The organism is Pseudomonas sp. BN606, from assembly GCF_029873115.1.
In the GTDB taxonomy this organism is placed as follows: Bacteria; Pseudomonadota; Gammaproteobacteria; order Pseudomonadales; family Pseudomonadaceae; genus Metapseudomonas.
Map to the genome: position 1 here is coordinate 67120 of NZ_SSOF01000070.1, position 24304 is coordinate 91423.

Here is a 24304-nt window from a genome sequence, read left to right on the forward strand (position 1 = left end):
CTCATCCATGAGGTCAGCGATCCATGATCGAGCTCACGGTCACGCGCAAACTGCGAGAAGCCGAAGGCGTCTGCAGTTTCGAATTGGCCCGTGCCGACGGCGGCCCCTTGCCGCCGTTCAGTGCGGGCGCCCATATCGACGTACACCTGCCCAATGGCCAGGTGCGCCAGTACTCCCTGTGCAACCACCCGGACGAACGCCATCGCTACCTGATCGCGGTGCTGCTGGACCCTGCCTCCCGGGGCGGCTCCCGGGCCATGCATGAGCAGGTGGCGGAGGGGGCGACGATCCGCATCGGCGAGCCGCGCAACCTGTTCCCGCTGGAGCGGGGGGCCGGGCGGACGCTGCTGTTCGCCGGCGGCATCGGGATCACCCCGATCCTTTGCATGGCCGAGCGGCTGGCCACGAGCGGCGCCCCCTTCGAACTGCACTATTGCAGCCGGGAGCAGGCGCGGACTGCATTCGTCGAACGTATTCGCCGTTCCGCCTTCCACGATCAGGTGGTCTTCCACTTCGACGACCAAGGCGATGCGCAGCGCCTGCGTGCGTTCGAGCTTGTGGACGGCTACCGGGCCGGTGACCACCTGTACGTGTGCGGCCCCGGCGGCTTCATGAACCATGTACTCAACGAGGCCCGCCGGGCCGGTTGGCCGGAGGCCGGCCTGCACCGCGAGTACTTCTCCGTCGAGCCCGTGGCTGGGGGCGAGGAGGGGGCGTTCGAGGTGCAGCTGGCCAGGGACGGGCGCTGCTTGCAGGTGCCCTCGGGGCGCAGCGTCGCCGACGTGTTGCTGGAGGCGGGAATCGACCTGCCGCTGTCCTGCGAGCAGGGCATTTGCGGCACCTGCCTGACCCGCGTGCTGGAGGGGGAACCGGAACACCGCGATATGTTCCTTACCGCCGCCGAGCGGGCGCAAAACGACCAGTTCACCCCTTGTTGTTCGCGCTCGCGTAGCCCTCGGCTGGTGCTGGACCTGTAGGAGGGATTTCAATCACGAATGAATTCGCTCCCACAGTACAGTCGGCCGTAGGGTGCGCCGCGCGCACCGCCAGCTGCGCGCGTCCTACATGCCTGGCAGCGGGCCCACGGCGGCGGTGATCACTGCCGCCTCGGTCTGCTCGCGGCTCAGCGCGCCCAGCATGTACGGCTTGAGCATGTTGCTCTGGCGCAGACGCGCGTAGCCGTAGAGGGTCGACCACATGGCGATTAGGCGGCCCTGCAGGCGATCGTCATCGGACTCCTCCAGGGCTTCGCGCAACGTGGTCGCGATGCCGCTGTAGACCTGGTGGAGCAGGGCGCCCAACTCATCTTCATCCTCCGCCTGTTGCAGCAGGCCCGAGTCGTACATCAGCAGGAACAGTCCCGGTTGCGCCTCGGCGAAGGCGAGGAAGGCGCGGCAGGCCGCCCGCGCCCTGTCCCCGGCCGTGCCGGTTTCCTGCGCCGTATTGCCGTGGGCGTCCAGTAGCCGGCGGAAACCTTCACAGGCGCAGGCGCGCAACAGCGCATCGCGATCGGCGAAATGCCTATAGGGCGCTCCCCTGGAAACCTCCAGCACCTGGGCCAGGTCGCGCAATGACAAGGCCTGGTAGCCCTGTTGCTCGACCGCCTCCAGGGCTGCGTCGATCAGGGATTGGCGAAGGTTTCCATGGTGGTACGCACGTGTCTCGTTCATGCCGAATAACCATTGACCGGAGTTGAGGGGATGACTAATGTGAGCGGTGCTTACATTGCTCGATCGGCCGTCCCGCGAGCCTGTTCCGCCGCTGCCACGGCGGGAAGGCGCGAGCATATCAGGGGGACGGGCGCTCGATGCAGGCAACCCTGTCAAAACGCCCATGAGGACAAGAACAAGATGAAATTCCTGAACAACACCTGGTACGTCGCCGCCTGGGACGATGAGGTCAAGGCCGGCGAACTGTTCGCCCGAACCCTGCTCAACGAGTCCGTGCTCTTCTTCCGCGACGAGGCCGGCAAGGTGCAGGCCATCCACAACCGTTGCCCGCACCGTTTCGCTCCGCTGTCCATGGGCACGCTGTGCGATGGCCAGGTGCGCTGCGCCTACCACGGACTGGAGTTCGACGGCAGCGGCGCCTGCACCCGCAATCCCCATGGTGATGGCGCCATCCCCCGGGCGGCGCGGGTACGGGCCTTCCCGGTCGTGGAGAAACACAGCGTCATCTGGATCTGGATGGGAGATGTGGAGGCGGCGGACGAGGCATCGATCCCGGACTTCGGCTGCATGGACCCGACCCGCTACTACGTCGCCAAGCGATACCTGCATGCGAGGGCCAACTACGTGCTGGAGTCGGACAACATCCTCGACCTGTCCCACATCCAATACCTGCACCCGAGCACCCTCGGCAGCAGTGATGTCAGCCAGGCCATCACCCGCGTCGAGCAGCAGGGCGAGACGATCTGGTCGTACCGCCAGACCGTCGCCGAGATCATGCCTGACTTCCTCTACGGCGCCATGGGCATCGCCCACGGCACGCCGGTGGACCGCTGGATCGACGTGCGCTGGGACGCCCCGGCCAACATGCTCTTGCTGGCCGGCGCGGTGCCTACCGGGCAGCCGCGTGCCGAGGGCCGGGAAACCCCGCTGCCGCACCTGTTCACCCCGGAGACCGACACCACCACCCACTACTGGTTCTCCTTCCCCATCCTTCGCGAGATGGGCGAGCTGGGTGAGCGCATCGCCGAGGAGCAGGTGTCCGCCCTCAACCAGCCGTTCAGCACGGAGGACCTGCCAATGCTCGAAGCCCAGCAGGGGATGATCGGTGACGCCGATTTCTGGTCCCTGAAGCCGGTCCTGTTGCACGGCGATGCAGCCGCGGTGCGCGCCCGCCGTGTGCTGGACAAGCTGATCGCCGACGAGCAGGCGGCCCGGATCGACGTGCGCGCGGTCCAGGCCTGAGTATCCCGGCGGGCGATACCTCGCATCGCCACTCGCGATTGGTTGGGGCCGGCACGCCATGGCAGCCTGCGCCCCAACAGCATTTCCGAGACCGGCCGTGCCCGACGATCTGAACTACCTCTGCCACGACGACCAGTTGGAGGAGGGCCGTGCCCGTGGGTTCGACCCCTGGGGTCATGGCCGTGACACCGTGCTCGCCCTGCGCTGGCGCGGCCAAGTGCGGGTCTACCGCAACCTCTGCCCGCACCTGGACGTGGCCATGCAGTACCGCAAGGACCGCTTCATGTCCGGCGATGGACAGCACATCGTGTGCTTCGCCCATGGCGCGCTGTTCCGTCCCGACAACGGCTTCTGCGTGCTCGGCCCGTGCCTCGGCCAGTCGCTGCAGGCCCTTGCGGTAACGACCGACGCCGAGGGCGGCCTGTGGCTGGAGGGGCTTGCCGATACGGAGGAGCCGGCGTGCGCTTCCACGGTCTCGACCTGAACCTGCTGGTGGTGCTCGATGCGTTGTTTCTCGAGCGCCACGTCACCCGGGCGGCCAACCGCCTGCACCTGACCCAGTCGGCGGTGAGCGCCGCCCTGGGCCGGCTGCGCGAACACTTCCAGGATCCGCTGTTCGTCCTCGTGGGTGGGCGCATGCTGCCCACCGCGCTGATGCAGCGCCTGCAGCCGGACATCCACCAGGTGCTGGACGCAGCGCGCGGGATCGCCTTCGCCAATGTCCGCTTCGAGCCTGGGGAGACCCGGCGACGCTTCCGCATTATGGCTTCCGACTATGTAATGGCGGTGCTGCTGCCGGCGCTACGCCAGCGCCTGGCCCAGGTGGCGCCCGGGGTGGACCTGCAGTTGCTCAGTCTGGTCCCGCAGCGCGGCGGCGAGGCCGGCGGCCTGGTGGACGAGGCTCTGGAGCAACGGCACTGCGACCTGGTGATCCTGCCCCATGCCCACGGCTCCGAACGCCATCCGCGACAGTCCCTGTTCGAGGATGGCTTCAGCGTCATCGCCTGCGCAGACAACCCGGCGCTGGCCGAGGGCCTGACGCTGGACCTGTACCTGGCGGCGCCCCATGTGGTGCGCGAGACGGGAGCCGGCGCCCAGGGCAGCATGGAGGCGGAATTCCTCGCCAGCCAGGGCCTGGACCGGCGCGTCGCGGTGGCCGTCGAACAGTTCGGGCTGATCCCCGAGTTTGTCGTCGGTGGCCCGTGCCTGGCGACCCTCCACAGCCTCCTGGCGCGACTCTACGCACGGCGCTTCCCACTACGGCTGCTGGAGCCGCCGCTGGCATTCCCGGCCACCCGCCAGGTGCTGCAGTGGCACGCCTGCCAGGACGGCGACCCGGCACTGGCTTGGCTGCGCGGACTATTGGCGGAAGTGGCCGCCTGACGGGCGCGGCCATCAATTTCCTTCATGCCCGGCCAGCAGCAAACTTCACTTCCCGCACTCCAGGGGCACTGGGTAGCGTGATGGCACGACAACAAGAGGCCACACCGCAATGCCCAGACTACACGTCCACTGCAAGACCCTGTTCACCGGCCTGGAAGACCAGGCCCGCCACGATCAGGCGCTGATCATCGAAGACGGCCTGTTCAGCCATGTCGGCCCCCGCGTGAGTGCCCCGCAGCCGCTGCCGGGTGAAACCCTGATCGACACCGGCGAGCACTTCGTCATGCCCGGCCTCGTGGATGTCCACACCCACCTAGTGTTCGGCAACGCCAAGAGCGAGGAGGACATCGACCTCCACGTCTCCGCGGAATTCCGCGCCTTGCGCGGCCTGTTCTTCGCCCAGCACGTGCTAGCCGCCGGCTACACCTCGGTGGTGGTGCCCGGGGACGCCGGCCAGTGCAGCATCGCGGTGCGCGACGCCATCAACGCCGGCCTGTTCGCTGGCCCGCGCATCGCCGCCAGCAGCAACGTGATCGCCAACCGCCAGAGCCTCAACGACTGGTTCCCGAGCTGGGTCGGCACGCCGGAATACTTCACCGGGCGATTGTGCGCCACCCGTGACGAGCAGATCGCCGAAATCCGCCGCCAGGCCAAGGATGGCGTCGACCTCATCAAGATCGCCATGGACGGCACCCAACGCCGGGCCAATGGCGAACACATCGCCGCCTTCACGGAGGCGGAGACCCGCGCAATGGTCGAGGAGGCGCATCGCCTCGGCAAGAAGGTGGCGGTGCACGCCTACGGCCGCGAAGCGGTGCTCTACGCCGCCCGCGCCGGGGTAGACGTGATCTTCCACGCGTTCTTCCTCGACGACTCCTGCATCGAGGCGATGCTCGAATCTGGCAGCCACCTGGCGCCCACCTTCACCATGCTGGCCAACAACGTCGAGTTCGCCGAAGACTACGAGCCCTCCACCCGCAGCGGATACGCGGCGATGCAGCAACGGGCGATCGAGGTCGGCTGTCGCAACCTGCGCCGCGCACGGGAGGCCGGCGTGCCCTTCATGACCGGCAGCGACAGTGGCTTCGCCATCACGCCTTACGGCGAATGGCATGCGCGGGAGATCGAGATACTGGTCGACTGGCTGGGCTTCACCCCAGCCGAGGCGCTGCGCGCCGCCACCTCGGTCTCGGCACGCATGCTGCCGGCCACGCAGCCGGTGGGCGCCATCGAGGTGGGGCGGCGGGCTGACTTCATCCGTGTCGACGGCTCGCCCCTGGAGAACGTCGCGATCCTGCAGGAGCGCGAGCGCATTCGCGGCGTCTACCTCGGCGGGCGGCGTATGGAGCCCCAGGTGCCGGGCTACGACCCCTACAAGGTGAGCGACTTCAACACCGTCAAATGGGCCGAACTGCATACCCGGCAGCGTGCGGTGGCGGCTGGCAAGCGTCCCGTCCCGGCGCGGGGGTGACCGGCATGCGCAGACTCACTCTGGAACTGGCCTCGCTGATGGTCGATGCTGCCCTCGCCGAAGGCCGACGGCTGGCCCTGCAGCCCCTGTGCGTGGCAGTGCTGGATTCCGGCGGGCAGCCGCTGGCGCTCAAGCGCGACGAGCGCGCCAGCCTGCTGCGGCCGCAGATCGCCAGCGGCAAGGCGGCGTCGGTGCTCGGCATGGGCTTCGGCGGCCGCGAACTGGCGCGCCGCGCGGCGGCGATGCCGGCCTTCTTCAACGCCCTGAGCGACCTGGCCGGTGGGCAGATGCTGCCGGTGCCGGGGGGCGTGCTGGTGCGCAATGGCGGCGGCGAGATCCTCGGCGCCATCGGCATCAGCGGCGACACCTCCGACAACGACGAACGCTGCGCCATCGCCGGCGTGCTGGCGGCGCACCTGGTGCCGGATACCGGCGAGTCCTGATCTGCCTGCCTAGCTGTACGACTCCAGCGAGACTGACGCTATGGCCTGCCAAGACGCGCGTGTTCGTTGATCTGCTGGTCGAGCATAGCCGCGAGTAAAGGTGGGCACAGCGCTTCGACGCCAGGCACTAATTTGGGGGGTGTATGCCGGACGAGAGGCCTCAGGTGGGGAGGAGCGATTCTCGCCGGAATCAGCCAGTCCCGAATGGCAGCTATTGGTTGTGGACTCAACCGGTGGATGCAACACACTAGATTCTGGGTAGCCAGGAGGAGTGTTGCAGATGCAGCAAAGACCCCGGATCCATTACACCGAGAGCCAGAAGGCATTGATGTGGGATCGCTGGAAGCAAGGCGACTCGCTCCAGCAGATTGCGCAGCTGTTCGACCGGAACCACTCCTCGGTCCAACGCATACTGGCGGAAACTGGCGGGATACGCCCGGCTATCCGCAGACGCTCCCGGCGGGCATTGACGCTGGCTGAGCGCGAAGAGATCTCCCGAGCACTTGCCGCCGGGCACTCGATTCGCCTGATCGCCCTGCAGCTGGGGCGAGCCCCGTCCACCATCAGCCGTGAGATCACTCGCAACGGCGGTTCGGGCTGCTATCGCGCCAACCAGGCCGATCAGGCCGCCTGGGATCGGGCGCGTCGCCCGAAAGTCTGCAAGCTTGTCCAGGTCCCGGGGTTGGCGCAGATTGTGGCGGAGCGGCTCCAGTTGCAGTGGTCACCGGAACAAATAGCCGGGTGGCTGCAGCGCACTTACCCAGCCAATACGAGCTATCAGGTGTCACACGAGACGATCTATCGCAGCCTTTTCATCCAGGCTCGCGGCGCACTGAAGAAAGAGTTGCTGGAGCATTTGCGACGGACACGAGCCATGCGTCGCTCGCGGCATCACACCCAGAAAACGGCCAATCACGGCCGCATCAGCGACACCATTTCCATCAGCAAACGCCCGGCTGAAGTGGACGACCGTGCCGTCCCTGGGCACTGGGAAGGTGATCTGCTGTGTGGCAGCAAGAACAGCCAGATTGCCACGCTGGTCGAGCGTCAGAGCCGTTACGTGATGCTGGTGAAAGTGCCCAGCAAGGATACCGAGACGGTGGTGAATGCGTTGATCGACAACGCCCAGAAACTGCCGCAGGAACTCTACCGATCCCTGACCTGGGATCGAGGTAAGGAGTTGGCCGATCACAAGCGCTTCACCGTGGCGACGGATATCAAGGTCTACTTCTGTGATCCACAGACCCCCTGGCAGCGCGGCACAAATGAGAATACCAACGGGCTATTGCGGCAGTACTTCCCGAAGGGCATCGACCTCTCCGTCTACTCGCAAGACAAACTCGATGACGTAGCGCGGCAGCTAAATGAGCGTCCCCGGAAGACGCTCGACTACGCAACGCCCGCTGAATGCTTTAGCCAATCCGTTGCGTCGACCAATTGAATCCGCAGCCGGAAACTGCCCGTCAGTAGCACCCATTCGCCAACGTTCGCTTCCGGTCGGAAGAGGACCTTCGCAAGTGCCCGCGGCCGATCTTGTGGTTGAGATCCGACCCGTGGCCGTCTGCACCTCGTGCAGACACGGGTACGCATAAAAAATGGAAGTAGCTCGGTGTCGCTTTGCACCGTAACCGGCTTCAGACCACTAAAATGATGCAACTCAACAGAATAAGAATGAGTGGTCGTAAACGCCGTGAAAATCCAGCCTCTTCCGCCTCTCAACAGCCTGCTTGCCTTTGAGTCCGCTGCCCGTCATTTGAGTTTTACCCATGCCGCCAAGGAACTGAACGTCACCCAGGGGGCGATCAGTCGCCAGATCCGCTTGCTGGAGGATTATCTCGGCAAGACGCTGTTCGAGAGGACCACCCGAAGCATCGCGTTGACGCCGACAGGTACCCAGTACCACGAGACGGTACGTGACTGCCTGCTTCACCTGGCCCGCTCCACAGGTGAAATCCGGCAATGGCGAGGGGACCAGCAAGTGACGGTGGCCACCAGCACGGCCATGGCATCGCTCTGGCTCTTGCCCAAGGTTGCGGAGTTTCAAAGTCAGCACGAGGAGATCGACCTGCGCATCATCGCGCTCGATCATGTGAAGGACTACGCCCGGCTAGATTGCGATCTGGCGCTCTACTACTGCAGCACGCCGCCCAAGGACATGGAGGTCACGCCGCTTTTCTCGGAAGAGATCTATCTGGTCTGCAGCCCGGCCTACCTGGCGAAGAACCCCCAGCTCTCATCCATCGAAGGGCTGTCTTCCTGCACCTGGCTATGGCTTGAGGACTCGCAGCGCGACTGGATCGGCTGGCCTGAGTGGTTCAAGCGCCTGGGGCATGAGCCGGTCATTCCGAAGCATCGGGTCAATATCAACAGCTACAGCATGCTGATCCAGTCAGCCGCTAGCGGCCAGGGTGTGGCGCTCGCCTGGAACCGGCTGGTGGATGAACCGTTGAGCACCGGCGCGCTGGTACGGCCGAACGATCTGGTGCTGCAGACAGACGCCAAGTTCTGCTTGCTGGAACCGCTCAATACCCGTGGGCCACGACACAGCGTGAAGCTGTTCCGCGACTGGCTCATGGGGCTCCCCTCGGTGCAGGGATGAAGGGACGGTCGCTGCTGGCGGCGCGCGGATCGGCTTTGCGGATGCCGGAACGACCAGGGCCGTCAGCTTGTGGCTGACGGCCCTGGTGCTGTCAGGTGGCTAGTGGCGCTTGCGGTTGATCGCGTACAGCCAACCGTAGCGGCGCCACAGGTTTGCCAATGTCAGCTGGCTCTTCGTGCGGTCAATGAAGTGGCCGCTACAGCCCCGCCCAGTACCGGTCCGCGAAGTTGCGAGACACCCTCCTGGGAATGTTCCTGAACCGGTAGACGGCCACCCGGGGGTAGGTCGTGTTGGCCGTTGAGCGACTCCTGGCGCAGGCTGCGAACCAGGGTGTAGCTCATTACCATCATCAGGATTGCGATTGGCAGGCCGACCACGATGCTCGCCATCTGGATGGCCTTGAGCCCGCCCGCCAGGAGCAGTCCGGCGGCAACGGCGCCTTCGAGAATGCACCAGAGCAGCCTGATCCAGTTGGGCGGGTTGGTGCTTCCCAGCGCGTTCAGGGTGCAGAGCACCTGAGTGCCCGCATCGGCGGTGGTGACGAAGTGCACGGCCAGAAGCAGGCACACGAGTATGGAGAGCGCGCCACCGACCACCGGGCCGTCCAGCTTCTCCAGCAAGGTGAACATGGCCGCCGTCGCTTCCTTCTTGGTCGCCAGGAGCACGGAGCCCCCTTCGAACTTCGCCTGTTCCTGCACGAGCTCAGTGCTTGCGGCCGATTTCTCGTACTGCTGGCGCTCGGTTTGTTCCTGCTTGAGTGCCGCTCCGCCGAAGACCGACATCCAGAGAATCGTCACCAGCGTGGGCACTACCAGGGCGCCGACGATGAGCTCCCGAATGGTGCGTCCTTTGGAAATCCGCGCGATGAACAGGCCCACGAACGGCCCCCAGGTCATCCACCACGGCCAGTAGAAGGCGGTCCACCAGTTCTGCCATTCGGTGTCTTTCTGGGTGTCCATCCAGAGGCTCAGACCGACCAGGTTCTGCACATAGTCCCCGGTGGATTCGAACATGAGATTGAGGATGTAACGGGTCGGTCCGAGGGCGAGGACGATCAGCATCAGTACGAAGGAGATGTACATGTTGAGCGTTGAAATTCGCTTCATCCCTTTCGACAGGCCCGCGAGGAGGGAGACGGACGCGATGATGGTGACCCCCAGGATGATGGACAGCTGGAGCACGGTGCTGATGGGCAAGCCGAACACCAGGTGAAGCCCGGTATTGATTTGCGCCACACCCAGGCCGAGGGACTGGGACACGCCGAACGCCGTGATGGCGACGCCCATGATGTCCACGACATGGCCGATCCAGCCGTAGATGCGGTCGCCGATGAGGGGATACAGCAGGGAGCGCAGCGCCAGGGGCAAACCCTTGCGATAGGCGAAGTAGGCCAGGCTCAGGCCGATCAGGGAGAAGATCGCCCAGGGGTGCAGGCCCCAATGGAACAGGGTTATCCGCATGGCCATGCTCGCGGCTTCATCTGTCAGCCCCTTGGAAAAGGGGTTGTCGGCGTAGTGCAGCATTGGCTCGGCGACGGACCAGAAGATCAGGCCGATGCCCATCCCGGCGCTGAAGAGCATGGCGATCCAGGAACCGAAGCTGAACTCTGGTTCGTCGTCGTGGGCACCGAGTTTCAAGATTCCGAAACGGCTGATGGAGATCCAGATCAGGAGGCCGAGGGCACCGCTCACCAGTGCCAGGTAATACCACTTGAAGTTGTTCAGGATGAAGGTTGACGCCGATTCGAAGGCTTCGGCCGCTTGCTCGTCCATGAACGCGCAGAACAGTACGAATAGCACCACGGTTGCTATCGAGATCAGGGTTACGGTCGGGTTTAGGCCTTTGAGAGGGCCGGACTCTGCACGCATGTTTGTCCCCTTTTATTTTTGTTCAAGGGTTTGAGGGCTTTGCTCGTTGAAGCGGGGTTTGCCACCGGCTTTTGCCTGTGGCCACCGCTCCAGCTCAGGGCGTTCTCGAATCATTCGAGATCCGAGAAGTGGCATCAAAATGGGGGAAGCCTTTCACACGGACAACTCATTTCTCCTCATCAACTTATTACCAGTAATCATTAATAGGATTGCCCGCTATGACTGCTTACAAGCCACTGAATATGTGGGCTTTGTTTGATATTGAGGTTTTCTAATTAATGAGCAAAAGTAATTAATCAGCCAAAAAATATCGTTTGTCGACTGCTCCGTCTCTTGCCGAAACTCGCCGCCATGCAGCAGGCCCATCGGCTGCGCATTTCCTTCCGTGCTAGCAAGAGAGAACAACAATGACTTCGACTGCTCCCTGCCTTATTCCGACCCATGCCCTGGAAACCGTCCTGGCTCCCATCCATCAGGCGCACGGCCTGACCAACGAGTTCTACACCGAGCAGCGCTACTTCGAACTGGAGCGGGACCATGTGCTCGGCCGCAACTGGGCCTGCATTGGTTTTGCCAGCGACCTGCCGAAGAACAGCTATGTGAAGCCGGTGGACTTCATGGGCCTGCCGCTGCTGATGATGCGCAACCGAGAAGGTGTGGTTCAGGTCTTCCACAACGTCTGCAGCCATCGCGGCGTGAAGTTGGTGCAACAGGCGGGCGAAGTGCAGGGCGTGATCCGCTGCCCCTACCACTCCTGGACCTATGACCTGAACGGTGGCCTGAAAGGCACGCCGCACGTCGGCGGGATCAACCAGCACAAGGACGAACGCTTCGCCTGCGAAAAGCACGGCCTGAAGGCCCTGCGCAGCGCGATCTGGATGGACATGGTGTTCATCAACCTGTCCGCCGATGCGCCGGACCTGGAAGAGCAGCTCGCGCCGCTGACCGAGCGCTGGACCCAGTTCCTCGGCACCGACGGCATGGGCCTGCTGCGTCGCGAGGCCAACAGCGGTGCCATGAGCATCGAGGTCAACTGCAACTGGAAGCTGGCGGTGGAGAACTACTGCGAGGCCTACCACCTGCCGTGGGTACACCCGAGCCTGAACAGCTACTCGCGCCTGGAAGACCACTACAACATCATGTTCGACCAGTTCGCCGGCCAGGGCAGCCACGCCTACAACCTGTCCGATGTCGCCGGCACCCACCTGCCGATCTTCCCCTCCTGGCCGACCGACCGCCTGCGCACGGCGGAGTACGTCGCCTTCTTCCCCAACGTCCTGCTGGGCATCCAGGCGGATCACGCCTTCGCCATGATGCTGGAGCCGATCGCGCCCGGTAAGACCGTCGAGCACCTGCGTCTCTTCTATGTCGGCGACGAGGCCCTCGACAGCCGCTTCGACATGGCGCGCAAAGCCGTCATGGAGTCCTGGCGCGTGGTCTTCGCCGAGGACATCGCCTCGGTAGAGGGCATGCAGATGGGCCGCAGCTCTCCCGGTTACAACGGCGGTGCGTTCTCGCCCGAAATGGATCTGCCGACCCACTACTTCCACAAGTGGGCCGCCCGCCAGCTTCTCGATAACGCCCACAGCGCCTGAGGAAATCGCCATGCATTCGATCGCATCGCACTGGCTGAACTTCATCGACGGTCAGTGGACCGACAGTGAACAACACCTCAGCGTCCACAATCCCGGCACCACGGAAGCGGTCGCCACCATCGCCCAGGCCACCGTGGCGGATGCGGAGCGCGCTATCCAGTCCGCGCGCCGCTGCGCCGACAGCGGCGAGCTGACCCGGCCGCGCCCGGCGCAACGGGTCGCCTGGCTGCTGAACGTCGCCGCTCAGATTCGCGCCGTGACGGAGGAGGGCGCCTGGGTGCTGTGCCAGGAGAACGGCAAGAGCCTGCGTGATGCCCGCGACGAATTCGTCGAGGCAGCGCGCTACTTCGAGTACTACGCCGGCATGGCCGACAAGATCGAAGGGACGTCGATTCCCCTCGGCAATGGCTACATGGACTTCACCGTCTACGACCCCATGGGGGTGTCGCTGCAGATCGTGCCGTGGAACTTCCCCGTGTCCATCTGCGCCCGCTCCCTGGCACCGGCGCTCGCCGCCGGCAACGCGGTGGTGATCAAGTCGCCGGAGCTCTCTCCGCTGGGCTTGTGCGTCCTGCTGAAGGCCATCGAACGTGCCGGGTTGCCGCGCGGCGCGGTGAACCTGATCTGTGGCCGCGGTCGGGAAGTCGGCGCCTATCTGGCGGGGCATCGCGAGGTCGACCAGATCGTCTTCACCGGCTCCGTCGGCACCGGCCAGAGCATCCTGCGTGCCGCCGCCGAACACGCCATCCCCAGTGTCATGGAGCTGGGCGGCAAGTCGGCTGCGCTGGTGTTCCCCGATGCCGATCGTGAGCAACTGCTCGCCAGTGTTCGCAATGGCATCTTCTTCAACGCCGGTCAGGTCTGCTCGGCCATGTCCCGCCTGCTGGTGCATCGCTCGGTCTACGACGAGGTGGTGGCTGATGTGGCGGCGATGGCCGAGGGCTTGAAAGCCGGCCTCGGCCAGGACAATCCGGACCTGACGCCGGTGATCTCCGCCGGCCAGCTCGACGGTATCCAGGCCCTGTGCCGGCGCGCCCAGGAAGAAGGTGCGGTGGTCGCCACCGGCGGCGAGGCGCTCAGCGGCCTTGGCGGGCACTTCATGGCCCCGACGGTGTTCCGCGATGTCAGCCCGGACATGGAGATCGCCCAGGCCGAAGTCTTCGGGCCGGTCCTCGCGGTGATTCCATTCGATACCGAGGAGGAGGCCATCGCCATCGCCAACGGCACCGAGTTCGGACTGGTGGCTGGGGTCTTCACCCAGGACCTCAATCGTGCCTTGCGTTGCTCCCGGCGCCTGCGGGCCGGCCAGGTATTCGTCAACGAATGGTATGCCGGCGGCATCGAAACGCCGTTCGGCGGGGTGGGGCTGTCCGGCTTCGGTCGGGAGAAGGGCCAGGAGGCGCTCTACAGCTACGTCCGCACCAAGAACCTGGCACTGCGGATCAAGGGCGAGTGAGGAGGTTGCGGCGATGAAGAAATGGCTCTGCATCATCTGTGGCCTGATCTATGACGAGGCCCTTGGTTGGCCGGACGACGGCATTGCCGCGGGCACGCGCTGGGAAGATGTGCCGGAAGACTGGCTGTGCCCGGACTGCAAAGTCGGCAAGTCCGATTTCGAGATGATCGAGATCAGCGAGCCGGTCGCCGCCGTCGCCGCTCCGCCGGCCGCGGCCAAGCAACCGCTGGCGGCCGTCGTGCCTGCCGGGCCGGTGGTCATCATCGGCAGCGGCCATGCCGGTTACGGCCTGGCCCAGGAGTTGCGCAAGGCCAACCCGCAGCTGGATATCCGTGTGCTGACCCAGGAGTCCGGGCATACCTACTCCAAGCCGGCGCTGTCCATTGCGCTGGCGCAGGGCCGCAGCGCGGCGGCCCTGGCGACGGAGAGCCCGATGACCCTGGAGCGGCGACTGGGCATCCGCATCTACACCCATTGCAGGGTCGAGCGAATCGATACCGAGGCCAGGCGCCTGTACACCAGCCTGGGTGAAATAGACTACGGCCAACTGGTCCTGGCCAGCGGTGCCTCACCCGTGCGGTTGCCCATCGAGGGCTGCGCCGATGCACTGCTGAGCGTCAACAATCTGCAGGACTACCAGGCATTCCGTGAGCGCCTGGAGGGCGTGCGCCGGGTGGCGATTCTCGGCGATGGCCTGATCGGCTGCGAGTTCGCCAACGACCTGGCGAGCAGTGGCTACCAGGTGCGGGTTATTGGCCTGGGCGCCTGGCCGATGGAGCGTCTGCTACCGGAAGCGGCAGGCCAGCAGTTGCAACAGGCGCTGTCCGGCCTCGGGGTGCAATGGAACCTGCGCACGACCTTGCAGCGCATCGAGCAGGGGGCCGGCGGTTACCGTCTGGCCCTGGCCGACGGTGAGGTCGTCGAGGCGGACCTGGTGCTCTCCGCCGTCGGTCTGCGACCGAATCTGCAACTGGCTGCGGACGCCGGTTTGCACTGTGGGCGCGGCATCAAGGTGGATGCCTCGTTGCAGACCTCCAGGCCCGGCATCTACGCCCTGGGCGACTGCATCGAGATCGATGGACAGCTGCTGCCTTATCTCGCGCCGATCAACGAGGGTATCCGCGCGTTGGCCCGCACCCTGGTCGGCCAGCCGACGGACGTCAGCTATCCGCTCATGCCGGTGACGGTGAAGACCCCGGCGGCGCCGCTCTGCCTGCTGCCACCTCCCGTCAACTGCGAGGGGCAATGGCGCTGCGAGACGACCGGCGATGGGCTGAGCGCTGCATACCATGACGCGTCCGGTGCCATGCGTGGCTTCGTCCTCCTCGGCCGTCAGGCACAACAGAAACGCAATGCCTGGCTGCAGAGCTGCCAGGAGATCCCACAGAACGTGGCTTGAGAGCCGAACCATGAACAGTATCGTTAATCTGCCTCACGATGATCGCACCTGTGGCTGGTATGCCGCCCTGCCCGAACCGCTTCCCTGCAAACGCCTGAGCGGCGTGCAGAAGGCCGACCATGTGGTGATAGGCGCGGGCTTCGCCGGCCTTGCCGCTGCGCGCCGACTGGCCGAGCACCTGCCGGATTCCCGCATCCTGCTGGTGGATGCCCAGCGCATCGGTTACGGCGCCTCCGGCCGCAACTCGGGCTTCGTCATCGACCTGCCGCACAAGTTCGCGCTGGAACATCCAGAGCCGCGACACAAGCAACGTCTGCTCGGGCTCAACCGTGCCGCCATCGACCAACTGCAGACGCTGATCGACCGCCATGGCATCGACTGCCAGTGGTCCCATGCCGGCAAGTACCAGGGCGCCGTGGGCGAGCGCGGACTCGCCTATCTCGATCATTTCGAGAAGCTGATGGCCGACCTCGGCGAGCCCTACCGTCTGGTGGAGCGCGACGAGTTGGCCGGCGTGCTGGGAAGCCACTACTACAGCCGCGCCATCTTCACTCCCGGCTGCTACTTGATGCAGCCGGCCGCCCTGGTGCGCGGACTCGGCGCGTCGCTACCGGAGAATGTCGAGGTGCTCGAGGAGTCGCCCATCCAGCGCCTGGAGAAGGAAGCCGACGGGCACTGGGTACTCCATGGCAAGGATGGGTCGATCCGTAGTCCGAGCGTTCTGCTGGGCACCAGTATCTTCACTCAGGAGTTCGGCTACCTCCGCAACCGCCTGCTGCCGGTCATGACGTTCGCCAGCTGGACACGCCCGCTGACCGATGAGGAAGTGCGCGCCATCGGCATCCAGGCCGATTGGGGCCTGACGCCGGCCGACCATGCCGGCACCACGGTGCGGATGACCCAGGATCGTCGCCTGATCATCCGCAACACCTACAAGCACGTGCCGCGTTACGGGAACAGCGTCGGCGAAGGAACCCGCGCGAAGATCCGCGACGATCATCGCAAGGCCTTCCTCGCACGCTATCCGCAGCTCGCCGGCGTGCCGTTCACCCACACCTGGGGCGGGGCCTACGCCATCTCGCGGAACTTCACCAACTTCTTCGGCCAACTGGACGATGGGGTATTCGCCACGGCTTGCGACAACGGCGTCGGCGCCGCCTGGGGCACCATTTCCGGAACGCTGCTGGCCGACCGGGTGTTAGGTGCGGAGTCCTCGTTGCTCAGCGACATCCAGGCAGTGACCGGCATGCCCTCGCTCAATCCTCCGGAGCCTTTCCTCGGGTTGGGGGTGCGTACACGCATCCGCTGGGCGGCCTGGAACAGCAGGAGCGAGCTATGACGATAGCGCCGGGTGGCAAGGGGCCGGTGCTCCTTGTCGACCATCGGAACCTGGACTTCGTCCATCGTGGAGGGCCACCTGGCGGCGCCAGCGTGGCCCGCGCGATCACCAACGAAGTCTCGCCCAACCTGGGTATCGGCTTCGCACGGTGGGAGGGCGCCGAAGTCGCATGGACGCTGCTGTACGACGAGGTGATCTTCGTCATCGAAGGTTGTTTCGAGCTGAGGGCCAATGGCGAGCTGTATCGGGTGGAACCGGGGCAACTGCTGTGGATCCCCGAAGGGACCGATCTCGTCTACGGAGGCCATGCGTTATTCGGCTACGTCGTTCATCCGGGCGACTGGAAGCAGCGCCATGGGCTCGCCTGACAACTGACTTGGGGACACAACTTGTTCGCGCTCACCAAGGTATTCGGACCGATCTATACCGCGACCCTGCTGATGCAGCTGGGCTCAAGTCTGCTGATGACTTACCTGGCACTGCGCCTGGATACCGCGGGGGCCGCGGAGTTCTGGGGTGGCGGTCTCATGGCCGCCAATGCACTGGGAATGGTGGTGGGGGGGCGAGTCGGATACTGGCTGATCGGCCGCGTCTCCCACGTCCGCGCATTCGTGGCCGCTGCCGGAGTGATAGTGACTGCGGTGCTCGGCCATCAGTTCAGCGACTGGCTGCCGCTCTGGCTAGCGTTGAGATTCATTGTGGGCGTGGCAATGATGTGCCAGATGATGGTCATCGAAAGCTGGCTCAACGACTGCGCACCGTCGGATCGCCGTGGCGGCGCCCTGTCGTTGTACATGGTGGCGAGCTACGTCGGCATGATGCTCGGGCAACTGCTCCTTGGCCTCGGCCATGGGCTGGGTGCATTGGTCCTGTCCGGCGTGGCCATCGCCTTTGCCATTGGAATTGTGCCCATGGCGCTGCACCGTGGCGCGGAGCCGAGCGCCATCAGCCAAGTGCGCGTGCAGCCGATGCTCTACATTCGCAGACTGCCCCAGGCCCTGGGCACCGTGTTTGTCTCGGGGCTGTTGAATGGCTGCTTCTACGGATTGACACCAATCTTCGCGGCGCAGCTGGGATTCTCGCCCGAGGAGGTCGGTCAGTTCATGGCGCTGAGCATCGCCGCGGGGCTCATCGCTCAACTTCCGCTTGGGATGCTTTCGGACCGGTATTCCCGTGTCGCGCTGATTCGCGTGATCTCTATCTTGCTCTGCGTTGCCTACTTACCATTGGCCGTTATCGACGCACCGGGCGAGAGATGGGCGATGTTGGCCGGCGCGATCATCGGCTTCTTGCAGTTCTGCTTGTATCCACTGGGTGTCTCGCATGCGAACGACAACCTGGAAGCCGAACTCCGGGTGGCCGTAGCCGGGGTGCTGCTGATGGCTTTCGGCATCGGTGCCGCCGTCGGGCCGCTGGTTGCAGGCACGCTCATGGAGCGATCCGGGCCTCAGGCGCTCTACCTGTTCAGCATCGGCGTGACGGCGCTGCTGACCCTGCTGATCAGAACGAGACGGGAGAACTGCGCTTCGACCGCCGGGCCAGGTCGGACGAGCATCACAAGCTGACCGGCGCTGTTCATTCGACTTTTCTGGTGAGTCGACCAGAGCGGAGCTCGTCCGCATGTCCACTAAAAGGCCGAAAGCGGACTACTACGTACGGTTCTGAGTGCGTCTACCGGAAAGAGGCTTCTGGCCCGATTCGCCCGCCAAGTTCATCGCCCACTAGAGCCGAGAGTTAGTTAAAAAGCAGGCGTCCTCATCCCCACGCAGTACATATCCTTCGTAGAGATTTTCGAAGTCGAGAGCCTCAAAGCTGTTTCCCAGGAAGTTGAGCAGGGTCCTGACGGAGTGGGGCATCCCGCGGCGCGTGGGGAAGAGGGCATGGACAATGCCACCCTTCGGTCTCCAATCGTCCAGTACCGGCTGCAGTACCCCATTGCGGATGTCTTTGAACACCACCAGCTTGGGTAGTTGAACAATGCCGCCGCCCTCCAGGGCGACGCGGCGCAAGGTGATCATGTCGTCAGTGACCAGGCGTGGAGTATGACGCACGGTCGCCTGGATGCCGCCACGGTCCTCCATGTTCCACTCGTACTGGGGCGCGCTGGGTCCCATGCCCAAGCTCGGGAAGCGAGCCAGGTCTGCGAGGCTGCGAGCGGGGCCGACACGCTCGATCAAGCCAGGACTGGCGACCAATTCCTGCGGGCTCGCCGACAGACGTTTCATGGTTAGCCCGCTGTCCTCGAAAGGCGGGAAGCCGACTCGGAGCACGACGTCGAACCCTTCGCGCAACGGATCGACCTGACGATTCGTGCTCTCCAGATGCACCTCTACTTCCGGATAACGGTCCATGAAGCGTGCCAGCATGCCGGCCACCAGGAAATTGAGCAGGGCGGTGGGGCAGGCAATGCGTACCAGTCCGCGCGGCGCTGCCTGGTCGTTGTCGATCACGGCCTGGGCAGCCTGTGCTCCCTCCAGCATCGTCAAGCAGTGTTGGTAGTAGGCCGTGCCGAGATCGGTCACTGAGAACTGACGCGTGGAGCGGTTGATCAGACGCACTCCGAGACGCTCTTCCAGCGCCGCGAGATGACGGCTCAGCTTCGACTTGGTTACGCCCAGCGCGCGGCTGGCGGCACCGATCCCCTGATGATCGACGACTTGGATGAAGTAATAGAGTTCATTCAGGTCATACATCGCGTGGTGTTCCATTTTTGAAATAGTGATTTCTGATCCGGCGTCTACCGAGCAATCGGACCGGCGACTAAGGTGGCAACTCACCGGTGCGGCCGCCCGGTTTCCTGGAACCGAACAAGCAGTGGGGTCTGGAAAAGTGAAGTCTGCATTGGAGGTCGCACAACTTTTTTTTGCCAGTTATCGGGCCCACGACCTGACAAAGATGTTGGCTTGCTTTGCCCCAGAGGGGCGGATCGACTATATCCCGATCGCGCTGGAGGGCTTCGCAGAAGAGGCCGGGTGCTCCATCTGGTCGGCCTTGATCGAAGTGTTTCCCGATCTCTCCAATGAGATCACTGCAACCTATCCCTGTGCTGACGGCCGTACCGTAATCCTCGAAGTGACCATCAGCGGCACACAGTCCCGCGATGCCTTTGGTATCCGCAACAAGGGGCGCCAGTTCCATTTGCCCCACGTTTTCATTGTTCGGATCGACGATCACCAGCGGATCAGCCAGATGAAGGCTTACTGGGACAATGCCGCATGGTTCGCCGCCCTTGGTCGAACCAGCTTGGTCGAGACTCCCTGAAGCCGAACCGATCCGTATCGCTTCCTGACGGATGGGCCTCTCTGAACGAGGCCGGGCCTGTCCTTCCACAACGCAGCAATGAGGTGTGACATGAGCAAGAAGATGCTGGTGGTGCTGACCAGTTTCCCCAAATACCCAAACCTCGCACGGGCCACAGGCCTTTGGCTGGGTGAGGCCGTTCACTTCGTGAAGAAGGTCGAGGCAGCCGGCTACCAGGTCGACTACGTCAGCCCGAAGGGCGGTTACACGCCTATCGACCCCCACAGCCTGGCAATGGCTGAGGCGGTTGACTGGGAGTGGTACCAGGACAAGGACTTCATGAATCGCCTGGGCTCTACCATGACGCCAAGCGAGGTCAACCCCGATGACTACGCGGTGATCTACTACGCCGGCGGTCACGGGGTGGTCTGGGACTTCCCTGACAATGAAGAACTGCAGGCGCTGAGCCGTCGCATCTACGAGAACGGCGGCATCGTCTCCTCGGTTTGTCACGGTGCAGTCGGGCTTTTGAACATTGAGCTTTCCGACGGCTCGTTGCTGATCAAGGGCAAGGAAGTCACGGGTTTCTCCAATGCCGAAGAGAAGCTCGCGGAACTGGACAAGTACGTGCCCTACCTGACCGAAGACGAAATGGTGAAACGCGGGGCGATCTACAAGAAGGCCGCCGAACCCTGGATGCCGTTCGCTGTGGCTGATCAACGGGTCATCACTGGTCAGAACCCTGCGTCTGGCGCACCGGTCGCGGAGCTGGTCCTGAAGGCACTCGCCGGCTGATAGAGGCCCTTGCAAACGCCCCCGCGCCGCCACGCACGGCCGGGGGCGTTCGCTTTTTCCGGAGAAAATTTCCAATGTCTTTTCCGCTGTATGTGATGGCGTACTTCAGGGTCAGGCCCGAGGCCGTCAGCGAGATGCTGGAGCTGCTGCGCGAACTCAGCACGCTTACGCGTGGAGAGCCAGGTTGCCTCGAATACGCCTACTACCAGTCCACGGAAGATGCTCTGGAGTTCTGCTCGTTCGAGGTCTGGAAAACAGCGGGCGACGAGGCCGCCCACTGGCAGATGGCGCACCTGCTGCAAGCCCTGAAGAAGGCTGAGCCGCTGCTGCAGTCTGTGCCGCATATCATTCGCTCGACCCGCGTCACCTGACTTCCCCGCGCGGGCGGGAATGGCCCGCCCGCGCCCTGGGGTTACCAGACTGGCAGTGTGTAGCTGAGGATCAGACGATTATCGTCCAGATCGTTACCGAAGTGGCGAGTGCGTACCGTGGCGTTGCGCCATTTCACGCCGAGGTTCTTCAGCGCTCCGCTCTGGAACACATAGGCGATATCCGTATTGCGCTCCCATTCCTTGCCATTCGCTTTGCCAGCACCCAACTCGATACCGTCGCCCGTGATGTAACGGGTCATGAAGGTCAGTCCTGGTATCCCCATGGCGGCGAAATCGTAGTCGTAGCGCAGCTGCCAGGAACGCTCGTCACGGTTGGCGAAGTCGCCGAACTGGACGTAGTTGAACAGGAACGGGTCGCTACCGGCGATGTACGCATAGCCCGTGTCTCCCGCCATGCGCTGGTAGGCGACGCCGAGAGAATGGGCGGCGAAGCGGTAGGTCAGCATGGCGCCATAGGCGTCGTTGTCGACATTGCTGCTGCCGGCATCGTTGGCTCTGGCCGCGCGCAATTCGGTACGCAGCGATTGTTGCGGCGAGAGCGCAAGGCTGTGAGTGAGGTTGAGGATGTGCTGACGGTAGAGGTCTTCGAGCTCGCCGTAGTGGTAAGCAGTCGCCAACTGGCTGCTCCACTGGTAGGTGAGGCCGGCAAAGTTGAAAGCGTCGCTCGTCTTGCTGCTCTTCACGCCAATGCCCCCGGCGCTGCCATTGCTGACCGTCATGTCTTCGTAGTCGGAGGAACTGCGCTGGTTGACCTGGGTGAGCCGTCCGGCGTCCAGGGTCAGACCGTCGATTTCCTGCGAGCTCAGGTGGCCGCCGCGAAAGGTCTGGGGCAATAGGCGGCCGTCGTTGTAGGCAACCGATGGCAGGCGTGGCTGAAGGGTGCCCAGTTTCAACAGGGTGCGAGACGCCTTGAGCTTGGCGGTCAGTCCCAGCTCGGCGTATTCGTCTTGGGCGCGGCGGGTTTCCCGGTCCTGCTTGAGCAGTTGGGTGCCACTGCGTTGCGCACCCGAGTCGAGCTTCACGCCGAGCAATCCCAACGCGTCGACGCCCACGCCGATGCGGCCTTCGCTGAAGCCCGACTCGTAGCGCAGCAGGAAGCCTTGGGCCCACTCTTCGGCCTTGGCCTGGGTAGCGCCGCGCTGGCGGAAGTCACGGTTCATGTAGAAGTTGCGCAGTTCCAGACTGGCCTTGCTGTCCTTGGCGAAGTCCGCCAGGGAAAGACCAGGCAAGCCGAAGGCGCCACCGGCCAGAAGCAGGCCGGCGGTGAAGGTGTTGCGATGCATGGTGAGTCCTCTGTTTCTTGTTGTTGGGGGAGGGCGGGAATAAAAAGGACGCGGTCCAAAGGAGTCCGGACCGCGCCTCGCTCAACAGTCGGCGACGCGAGAACGGCGCCGGTGGTGGGGGCTGTCAGTGCGCGGTCGCCCCCGCCATGCCGAGGCCAGTCTCGGCGCGCACGGCCTGGTCGGCGAAGCCCTGGCGGTCCCGCGCGGCCTGCGCGCTGCGGTCGAACCTGGACACCAGCACGATGACCAGGAAGGCCAGTGGCATGGAGAACAGCGCAGGGTGGTCATAGGGGAAGATCGCCTTGTCGTGGCCGAGCACCGTGACCCAGACGGTGGGCGAGAGGATCACCAGCGCCAGTGCGCTGACCAGCCCCGTGAGTCCGCCCCAGATTGCGCCGCGGGTGGTCAGGCCCTGCCAATACATGGCCATGATCAGCACCGGGAAGTTGGCTGACGCGGCGATGCCGAAGGTGAGGCCGACCAGGAAGGCGATGTTCACCTGCTCGAAAAGAATACCGAGGGTGATCGCCAGCAGGCCGAGGCCGAGCACGGCCAGGCGCGAGACCCGCATTTCCTGTGCTTCGCTGGCCTGGCCACGCTTGATCACGGTGACGTAGAGGTCGTGGGAGATGGCCGAGGCGCCGGCCAGGGTGAGCCCGGCGACCACCGCGAGAATGGTGGCGAAGGCTACGGCGGAGAGAAATCCGAGGAACAGGTTGCCGCCCACCGCCTTGGCCAGGTGCATCGCCACCATGTTGCTGCCGCCAACCAGGGCGCCGCCCAGCTTGCCGTCGACGAAGTACTGCGGGTCGGTGCCGACGATGACGATGGCGGCGAAGCCGAGCACGCAGACCACCAGGAAGAAGAATCCGATGAAGCCCGAGGCGTAGAACACCGATTTGCGTGCCTCGCGGGCGTTGGGCACGGTGAAGAAGCGCATCAGGATATGCGGCAGGCCGGCCAGGCCGAACACCAGGCCCAGCGCCATGGACGCCACGTTCACCGGGTTCGACAGCATGCTGCCGGGCCCCATCAGGTTCCAGCCGCTGGCGTGGCTTTCCACGGCACGGCGCGCCAGGGTTTCCAGGCTGAAGTCGAATTGTGCCAATGCCATCAACATCAAAGTGGTACCGCCGGCCAACAGCAGGATCGCCTTGGTGATCTGCACCCAGGTGGTGGCGAGCATGCCGCCGAAGACCACGTAGACCAGCATGAGCAGGCCGACCAGCACCACGGCGACGCCGTAGTCCAGGCCGAACAGCAACTTGATCAACTGGCCTGCGCCAACCATCTGCAGCAACAGGTAGCAGCTCACCACCGTCAGCGAGCCGCAGGCCGCGAGGATACGGATACGGCGCTGGTCGAGGCGGAAAGAGACGATGTCGGCGAAGGTGTACTTGCCGAGGTTGCGCAGGCGCTCGGCCATCAGGAAGGTCAGCACCGGCCAGCCGATGAAGAAACCAGTGACGTAGATGACCCCGTCATAGCCCTTGGCGAAGATCAGGCTCGACAGGCCCAATAGGGTGGACGCGGACATGTAGTCGCCGGCGATGGCCAGGCCATTCTGCAAGCCGGTGATGCCGCCGCCGGCGGTGTAGAAGTCGTGGGTGGATTGGGTCCGCCGTGCCGCCCACCAGGTGATCAGCAGAGTGATGCCGACGAACAGGAGGAAGATGCCGATGGCGTGCAGATTGGGTCCCGGTTGGCCGATTTCACCGGCCTGCGCGAACAGGGGCAGTGCGGCCAGGCCGCCGATTGAGGTGCGTTTCATGCCTGGCTCTCCTCGATGATGCTGTTGCCGAGACGGTCGAAGTGGGTGTTCGCGCGGTGCACGTACCAGCCGGTCAGCAGCCAGGTCGCCAGGATCAGCAGGGCGCCCAGCGGAATGCCGAGGCTGAGATGGCTGCCGGCGTAGAGCGGGAGGTGCAGGAGATCCGGCCGTATGGCCGCCACTCCCATGAACAGGAAGTAACTCGCCAGTACCAGTAGCGTGAGCCACCAACTGGTACGCGAGCGGGCTCGGGTGAAGGCGATGTACCTCGGGTCCTGCCGGATGCGGCGATAGTGTTCGGCGTGATCTTCGGGTGTGCTGGTCATGGTGACTCCACTTGTTTTTGTTGTAGGGCTGC

The 24304-nt window shown here is 64.2% G+C and carries 23 protein-coding genes and 1 pseudogene; 18 read left to right on the plus strand and 6 right to left on the minus strand.

Going from position 1 to position 24304, the window contains the following annotated elements; genetic code table 11:
• Positions 1-23: 23 nt before the first annotated feature.
• Positions 24-977, plus strand: coding sequence for a PDR/VanB family oxidoreductase (locus E8E75_RS12825; RefSeq protein WP_280359062.1), 954 nt, complete (start codon positions 24-26; stop codon positions 975-977).
• Positions 978-1061: 84 nt separating this feature from the next.
• Here E8E75_RS12825 and E8E75_RS12830 read toward each other — a convergent pair whose 3' ends face one another.
• Positions 1062-1670 carry a TetR/AcrR family transcriptional regulator gene (locus E8E75_RS12830; RefSeq protein ID WP_280359064.1) on the minus strand — a complete coding sequence of 203 codons (609 nt, stop codon included), beginning with the start codon at positions 1668-1670 and terminating at the stop codon, positions 1062-1064.
• Positions 1671-1850: 180 nt separating this feature from the next.
• Here E8E75_RS12830 and E8E75_RS12835 point away from each other — a divergent pair, with 180 nt between their 5' ends.
• From E8E75_RS12835 to E8E75_RS12865, 7 genes are all read left to right on the plus strand, one after another.
• The gene (locus tag E8E75_RS12835; RefSeq protein ID WP_280359066.1) at positions 1851-2912 is read left to right on the plus strand and encodes an aromatic ring-hydroxylating dioxygenase subunit alpha; all 1062 of its coding nucleotides are present in this window, start codon (positions 1851-1853) and stop codon (positions 2910-2912) included.
• Between the two features lie 58 nt (positions 2913-2970).
• The gene (locus tag E8E75_RS12840) at positions 2971-3396 is read left to right on the plus strand and encodes a Rieske (2Fe-2S) protein (RefSeq protein ID WP_077522278.1); all 426 of its coding nucleotides are present in this window, start codon (positions 2971-2973) and stop codon (positions 3394-3396) included.
• Complete coding sequence (locus E8E75_RS12845) at positions 3372-4295, plus strand: LysR family transcriptional regulator (protein WP_280359069.1); 924 nt, start codon at positions 3372-3374, stop codon at positions 4293-4295. The genes E8E75_RS12840 and E8E75_RS12845 overlap by 25 nt, the downstream gene beginning before the upstream one ends.
• A 109-nt stretch (positions 4296-4404) precedes the next feature.
• Positions 4405-5766 carry an amidohydrolase family protein gene (locus tag E8E75_RS12850; RefSeq protein ID WP_280359070.1) on the plus strand — a complete coding sequence of 454 codons (1362 nt, stop codon included), beginning with the start codon at positions 4405-4407 and terminating at the stop codon, positions 5764-5766.
• Between the two features lie 5 nt (positions 5767-5771).
• Complete coding sequence (locus tag E8E75_RS12855) at positions 5772-6209, plus strand: heme-binding protein (RefSeq protein ID WP_280359072.1); 438 nt, start codon at positions 5772-5774, stop codon at positions 6207-6209.
• Between the two features lie 280 nt (positions 6210-6489).
• On the plus strand, positions 6490-7650 hold the full coding sequence (locus E8E75_RS12860; protein ID WP_280359074.1) for an IS30 family transposase: 1161 nt from the start codon (positions 6490-6492) through the stop codon (positions 7648-7650).
• Between the two features lie 249 nt (positions 7651-7899).
• The gene (locus E8E75_RS12865; RefSeq protein ID WP_280359076.1) at positions 7900-8808 is read left to right on the plus strand and encodes a LysR substrate-binding domain-containing protein; all 909 of its coding nucleotides are present in this window, start codon (positions 7900-7902) and stop codon (positions 8806-8808) included.
• Positions 8809-8969: 161 nt separating this feature from the next.
• Here the strand turns inward: E8E75_RS12865 and E8E75_RS12870 are convergent, their stop codons facing one another.
• On the minus strand, positions 8970-10676 hold the full coding sequence (locus E8E75_RS12870) for a BCCT family transporter (RefSeq protein ID WP_280359077.1): 1707 nt from the start codon (positions 10674-10676) through the stop codon (positions 8970-8972).
• Between the two features lie 407 nt (positions 10677-11083).
• On the opposite strand from E8E75_RS12870, the gene E8E75_RS12875 reads away from it, so the two are divergent.
• The 7 genes and pseudogenes from E8E75_RS12875 (at position 11084) to E8E75_RS12905 (ending at position 18030) form a co-directional block, all read left to right on the plus strand.
• Entirely contained in the window at positions 11084-12271 is a 1188-nt protein-coding gene (locus E8E75_RS12875) for an aromatic ring-hydroxylating dioxygenase subunit alpha (RefSeq protein ID WP_280349390.1), read from the plus strand.
• A gap of 10 nt (positions 12272-12281) precedes the next feature.
• Positions 12282-13727: an aldehyde dehydrogenase family protein gene (locus E8E75_RS12880; protein ID WP_280359079.1), complete on the plus strand. Its 1446-nt coding sequence runs from the start codon at positions 12282-12284 to the stop codon at positions 13725-13727.
• Between the two features lie 13 nt (positions 13728-13740).
• Positions 13741-13902, plus strand: a pseudogene (locus E8E75_RS12885) (rubredoxin); the annotation flags it as partial.
• Entirely contained in the window at positions 13891-15126 is a 1236-nt protein-coding gene (locus E8E75_RS12890) for an FAD-dependent oxidoreductase (protein WP_280359141.1), read from the plus strand. The pseudogene E8E75_RS12885 and the gene E8E75_RS12890, both read left to right, overlap by 12 nt.
• Before the next feature lie 10 nt (positions 15127-15136).
• Positions 15137-16465, plus strand: a complete 1329-nt coding sequence (locus tag E8E75_RS12895; RefSeq protein ID WP_280359080.1) for an FAD-dependent oxidoreductase — start codon at positions 15137-15139, stop codon at positions 16463-16465.
• Entirely contained in the window at positions 16462-16833 is a 372-nt protein-coding gene (locus tag E8E75_RS12900) for an ethanolamine utilization protein EutQ (protein WP_280359082.1), read from the plus strand. Before E8E75_RS12895 ends, E8E75_RS12900 begins: the two co-directional genes overlap by 4 nt.
• Positions 16834-16854: 21 nt before the next feature.
• On the plus strand, positions 16855-18030 hold the full coding sequence (locus E8E75_RS12905) for an MFS transporter (RefSeq protein ID WP_280359084.1): 1176 nt from the start codon (positions 16855-16857) through the stop codon (positions 18028-18030).
• Between the two features lie 156 nt (positions 18031-18186).
• Here E8E75_RS12905 and E8E75_RS12910 read toward each other — a convergent pair whose 3' ends face one another.
• On the minus strand, positions 18187-19158 hold the full coding sequence (locus E8E75_RS12910) for a LysR substrate-binding domain-containing protein (protein WP_280359085.1): 972 nt from the start codon (positions 19156-19158) through the stop codon (positions 18187-18189).
• A 136-nt stretch (positions 19159-19294) separates the two neighbouring features.
• On the opposite strand from E8E75_RS12910, the gene E8E75_RS12915 reads away from it, so the two are divergent.
• The 3 genes from E8E75_RS12915 (at position 19295) to E8E75_RS12925 (ending at position 20871) form a co-directional block, all read left to right on the plus strand.
• The gene (locus tag E8E75_RS12915) at positions 19295-19726 is read left to right on the plus strand and encodes a nuclear transport factor 2 family protein (protein ID WP_280359086.1); all 432 of its coding nucleotides are present in this window, start codon (positions 19295-19297) and stop codon (positions 19724-19726) included.
• 90 nt (positions 19727-19816) lie between these two features.
• Positions 19817-20500, plus strand: a complete 684-nt coding sequence (locus E8E75_RS12920) for a type 1 glutamine amidotransferase domain-containing protein (RefSeq protein ID WP_280359087.1) — start codon at positions 19817-19819, stop codon at positions 20498-20500.
• 74 nt (positions 20501-20574) lie between these two features.
• Complete coding sequence (locus tag E8E75_RS12925; protein ID WP_280359089.1) at positions 20575-20871, plus strand: putative quinol monooxygenase; 297 nt, start codon at positions 20575-20577, stop codon at positions 20869-20871.
• A gap of 41 nt (positions 20872-20912) precedes the next feature.
• On the opposite strand, the gene E8E75_RS12930 is transcribed toward E8E75_RS12925, so the two are convergent.
• From E8E75_RS12930 to E8E75_RS12940, 3 genes are all read right to left on the minus strand, one after another.
• A complete protein-coding gene (locus E8E75_RS12930; protein ID WP_280359090.1) occupies positions 20913-22175 on the minus strand; it encodes an OprD family porin in 1263 nt (420 codons plus the stop codon).
• 124 nt (positions 22176-22299) lie between these two features.
• Entirely contained in the window at positions 22300-23946 is a 1647-nt protein-coding gene (locus E8E75_RS12935; RefSeq protein WP_280359091.1) for a cation acetate symporter, read from the minus strand.
• A complete protein-coding gene (locus tag E8E75_RS12940) occupies positions 23943-24272 on the minus strand; it encodes a DUF485 domain-containing protein (protein ID WP_179059831.1) in 330 nt (109 codons plus the stop codon). The genes E8E75_RS12935 and E8E75_RS12940 overlap by 4 nt, the downstream gene beginning before the upstream one ends.
• Between the last annotated feature and the right edge of the window lie 32 nt (positions 24273-24304).

What these genes read in the sequence shown, in the direction of transcription:
- E8E75_RS12870 (WP_280359077.1), bottom strand. Translation starts at nt 10,676, where the DNA reads ATGCGTGCAGAGTCCGGCCCTCTCAAAGGCCTAAACCCGACCGTAACC.
- E8E75_RS12940 (WP_179059831.1), bottom strand. Translation starts at nt 24,272, where the DNA reads ATGACCAGCACACCCGAAGATCACGCCGAACACTATCGCCGCATCCGG.
- E8E75_RS12840 (WP_077522278.1), top strand. Translation starts at nt 2,971, where the DNA reads ATGGCAGCCTGCGCCCCAACAGCATTTCCGAGACCGGCCGTGCCCGAC.
- E8E75_RS12850 (WP_280359070.1), top strand. Translation starts at nt 4,405, where the DNA reads ATGCCCAGACTACACGTCCACTGCAAGACCCTGTTCACCGGCCTGGAA.
- E8E75_RS12930 (WP_280359090.1), bottom strand. Translation starts at nt 22,175, where the DNA reads ATGCATCGCAACACCTTCACCGCCGGCCTGCTTCTGGCCGGTGGCGCC.
- E8E75_RS12890 (WP_280359141.1), top strand. Translation starts at nt 13,891, where the DNA reads ATGATCGAGATCAGCGAGCCGGTCGCCGCCGTCGCCGCTCCGCCGGCC.
- E8E75_RS12910 (WP_280359085.1), bottom strand. Translation starts at nt 19,158, where the DNA reads ATGTATGACCTGAATGAACTCTATTACTTCATCCAAGTCGTCGATCAT.
- E8E75_RS12900 (WP_280359082.1), top strand. Translation starts at nt 16,462, where the DNA reads ATGACGATAGCGCCGGGTGGCAAGGGGCCGGTGCTCCTTGTCGACCAT.
- E8E75_RS12880 (WP_280359079.1), top strand. Translation starts at nt 12,282, where the DNA reads ATGCATTCGATCGCATCGCACTGGCTGAACTTCATCGACGGTCAGTGG.
- E8E75_RS12825 (WP_280359062.1), top strand. Translation starts at nt 24, where the DNA reads ATGATCGAGCTCACGGTCACGCGCAAACTGCGAGAAGCCGAAGGCGTC.
- E8E75_RS12935 (WP_280359091.1), bottom strand. Translation starts at nt 23,946, where the DNA reads ATGAAACGCACCTCAATCGGCGGCCTGGCCGCACTGCCCCTGTTCGCG.
- E8E75_RS12920 (WP_280359087.1), top strand. Translation starts at nt 19,817, where the DNA reads ATGAGCAAGAAGATGCTGGTGGTGCTGACCAGTTTCCCCAAATACCCA.
- E8E75_RS12875 (WP_280349390.1), top strand. Translation starts at nt 11,084, where the DNA reads ATGACTTCGACTGCTCCCTGCCTTATTCCGACCCATGCCCTGGAAACC.
- E8E75_RS12855 (WP_280359072.1), top strand. Translation starts at nt 5,772, where the DNA reads ATGCGCAGACTCACTCTGGAACTGGCCTCGCTGATGGTCGATGCTGCC.
- E8E75_RS12895 (WP_280359080.1), top strand. Translation starts at nt 15,137, where the DNA reads ATGAACAGTATCGTTAATCTGCCTCACGATGATCGCACCTGTGGCTGG.
- E8E75_RS12860 (WP_280359074.1), top strand. Translation starts at nt 6,490, where the DNA reads ATGCAGCAAAGACCCCGGATCCATTACACCGAGAGCCAGAAGGCATTG.
- E8E75_RS12835 (WP_280359066.1), top strand. Translation starts at nt 1,851, where the DNA reads ATGAAATTCCTGAACAACACCTGGTACGTCGCCGCCTGGGACGATGAG.
- E8E75_RS12925 (WP_280359089.1), top strand. Translation starts at nt 20,575, where the DNA reads ATGTCTTTTCCGCTGTATGTGATGGCGTACTTCAGGGTCAGGCCCGAG.
- E8E75_RS12830 (WP_280359064.1), bottom strand. Translation starts at nt 1,670, where the DNA reads ATGAACGAGACACGTGCGTACCACCATGGAAACCTTCGCCAATCCCTG.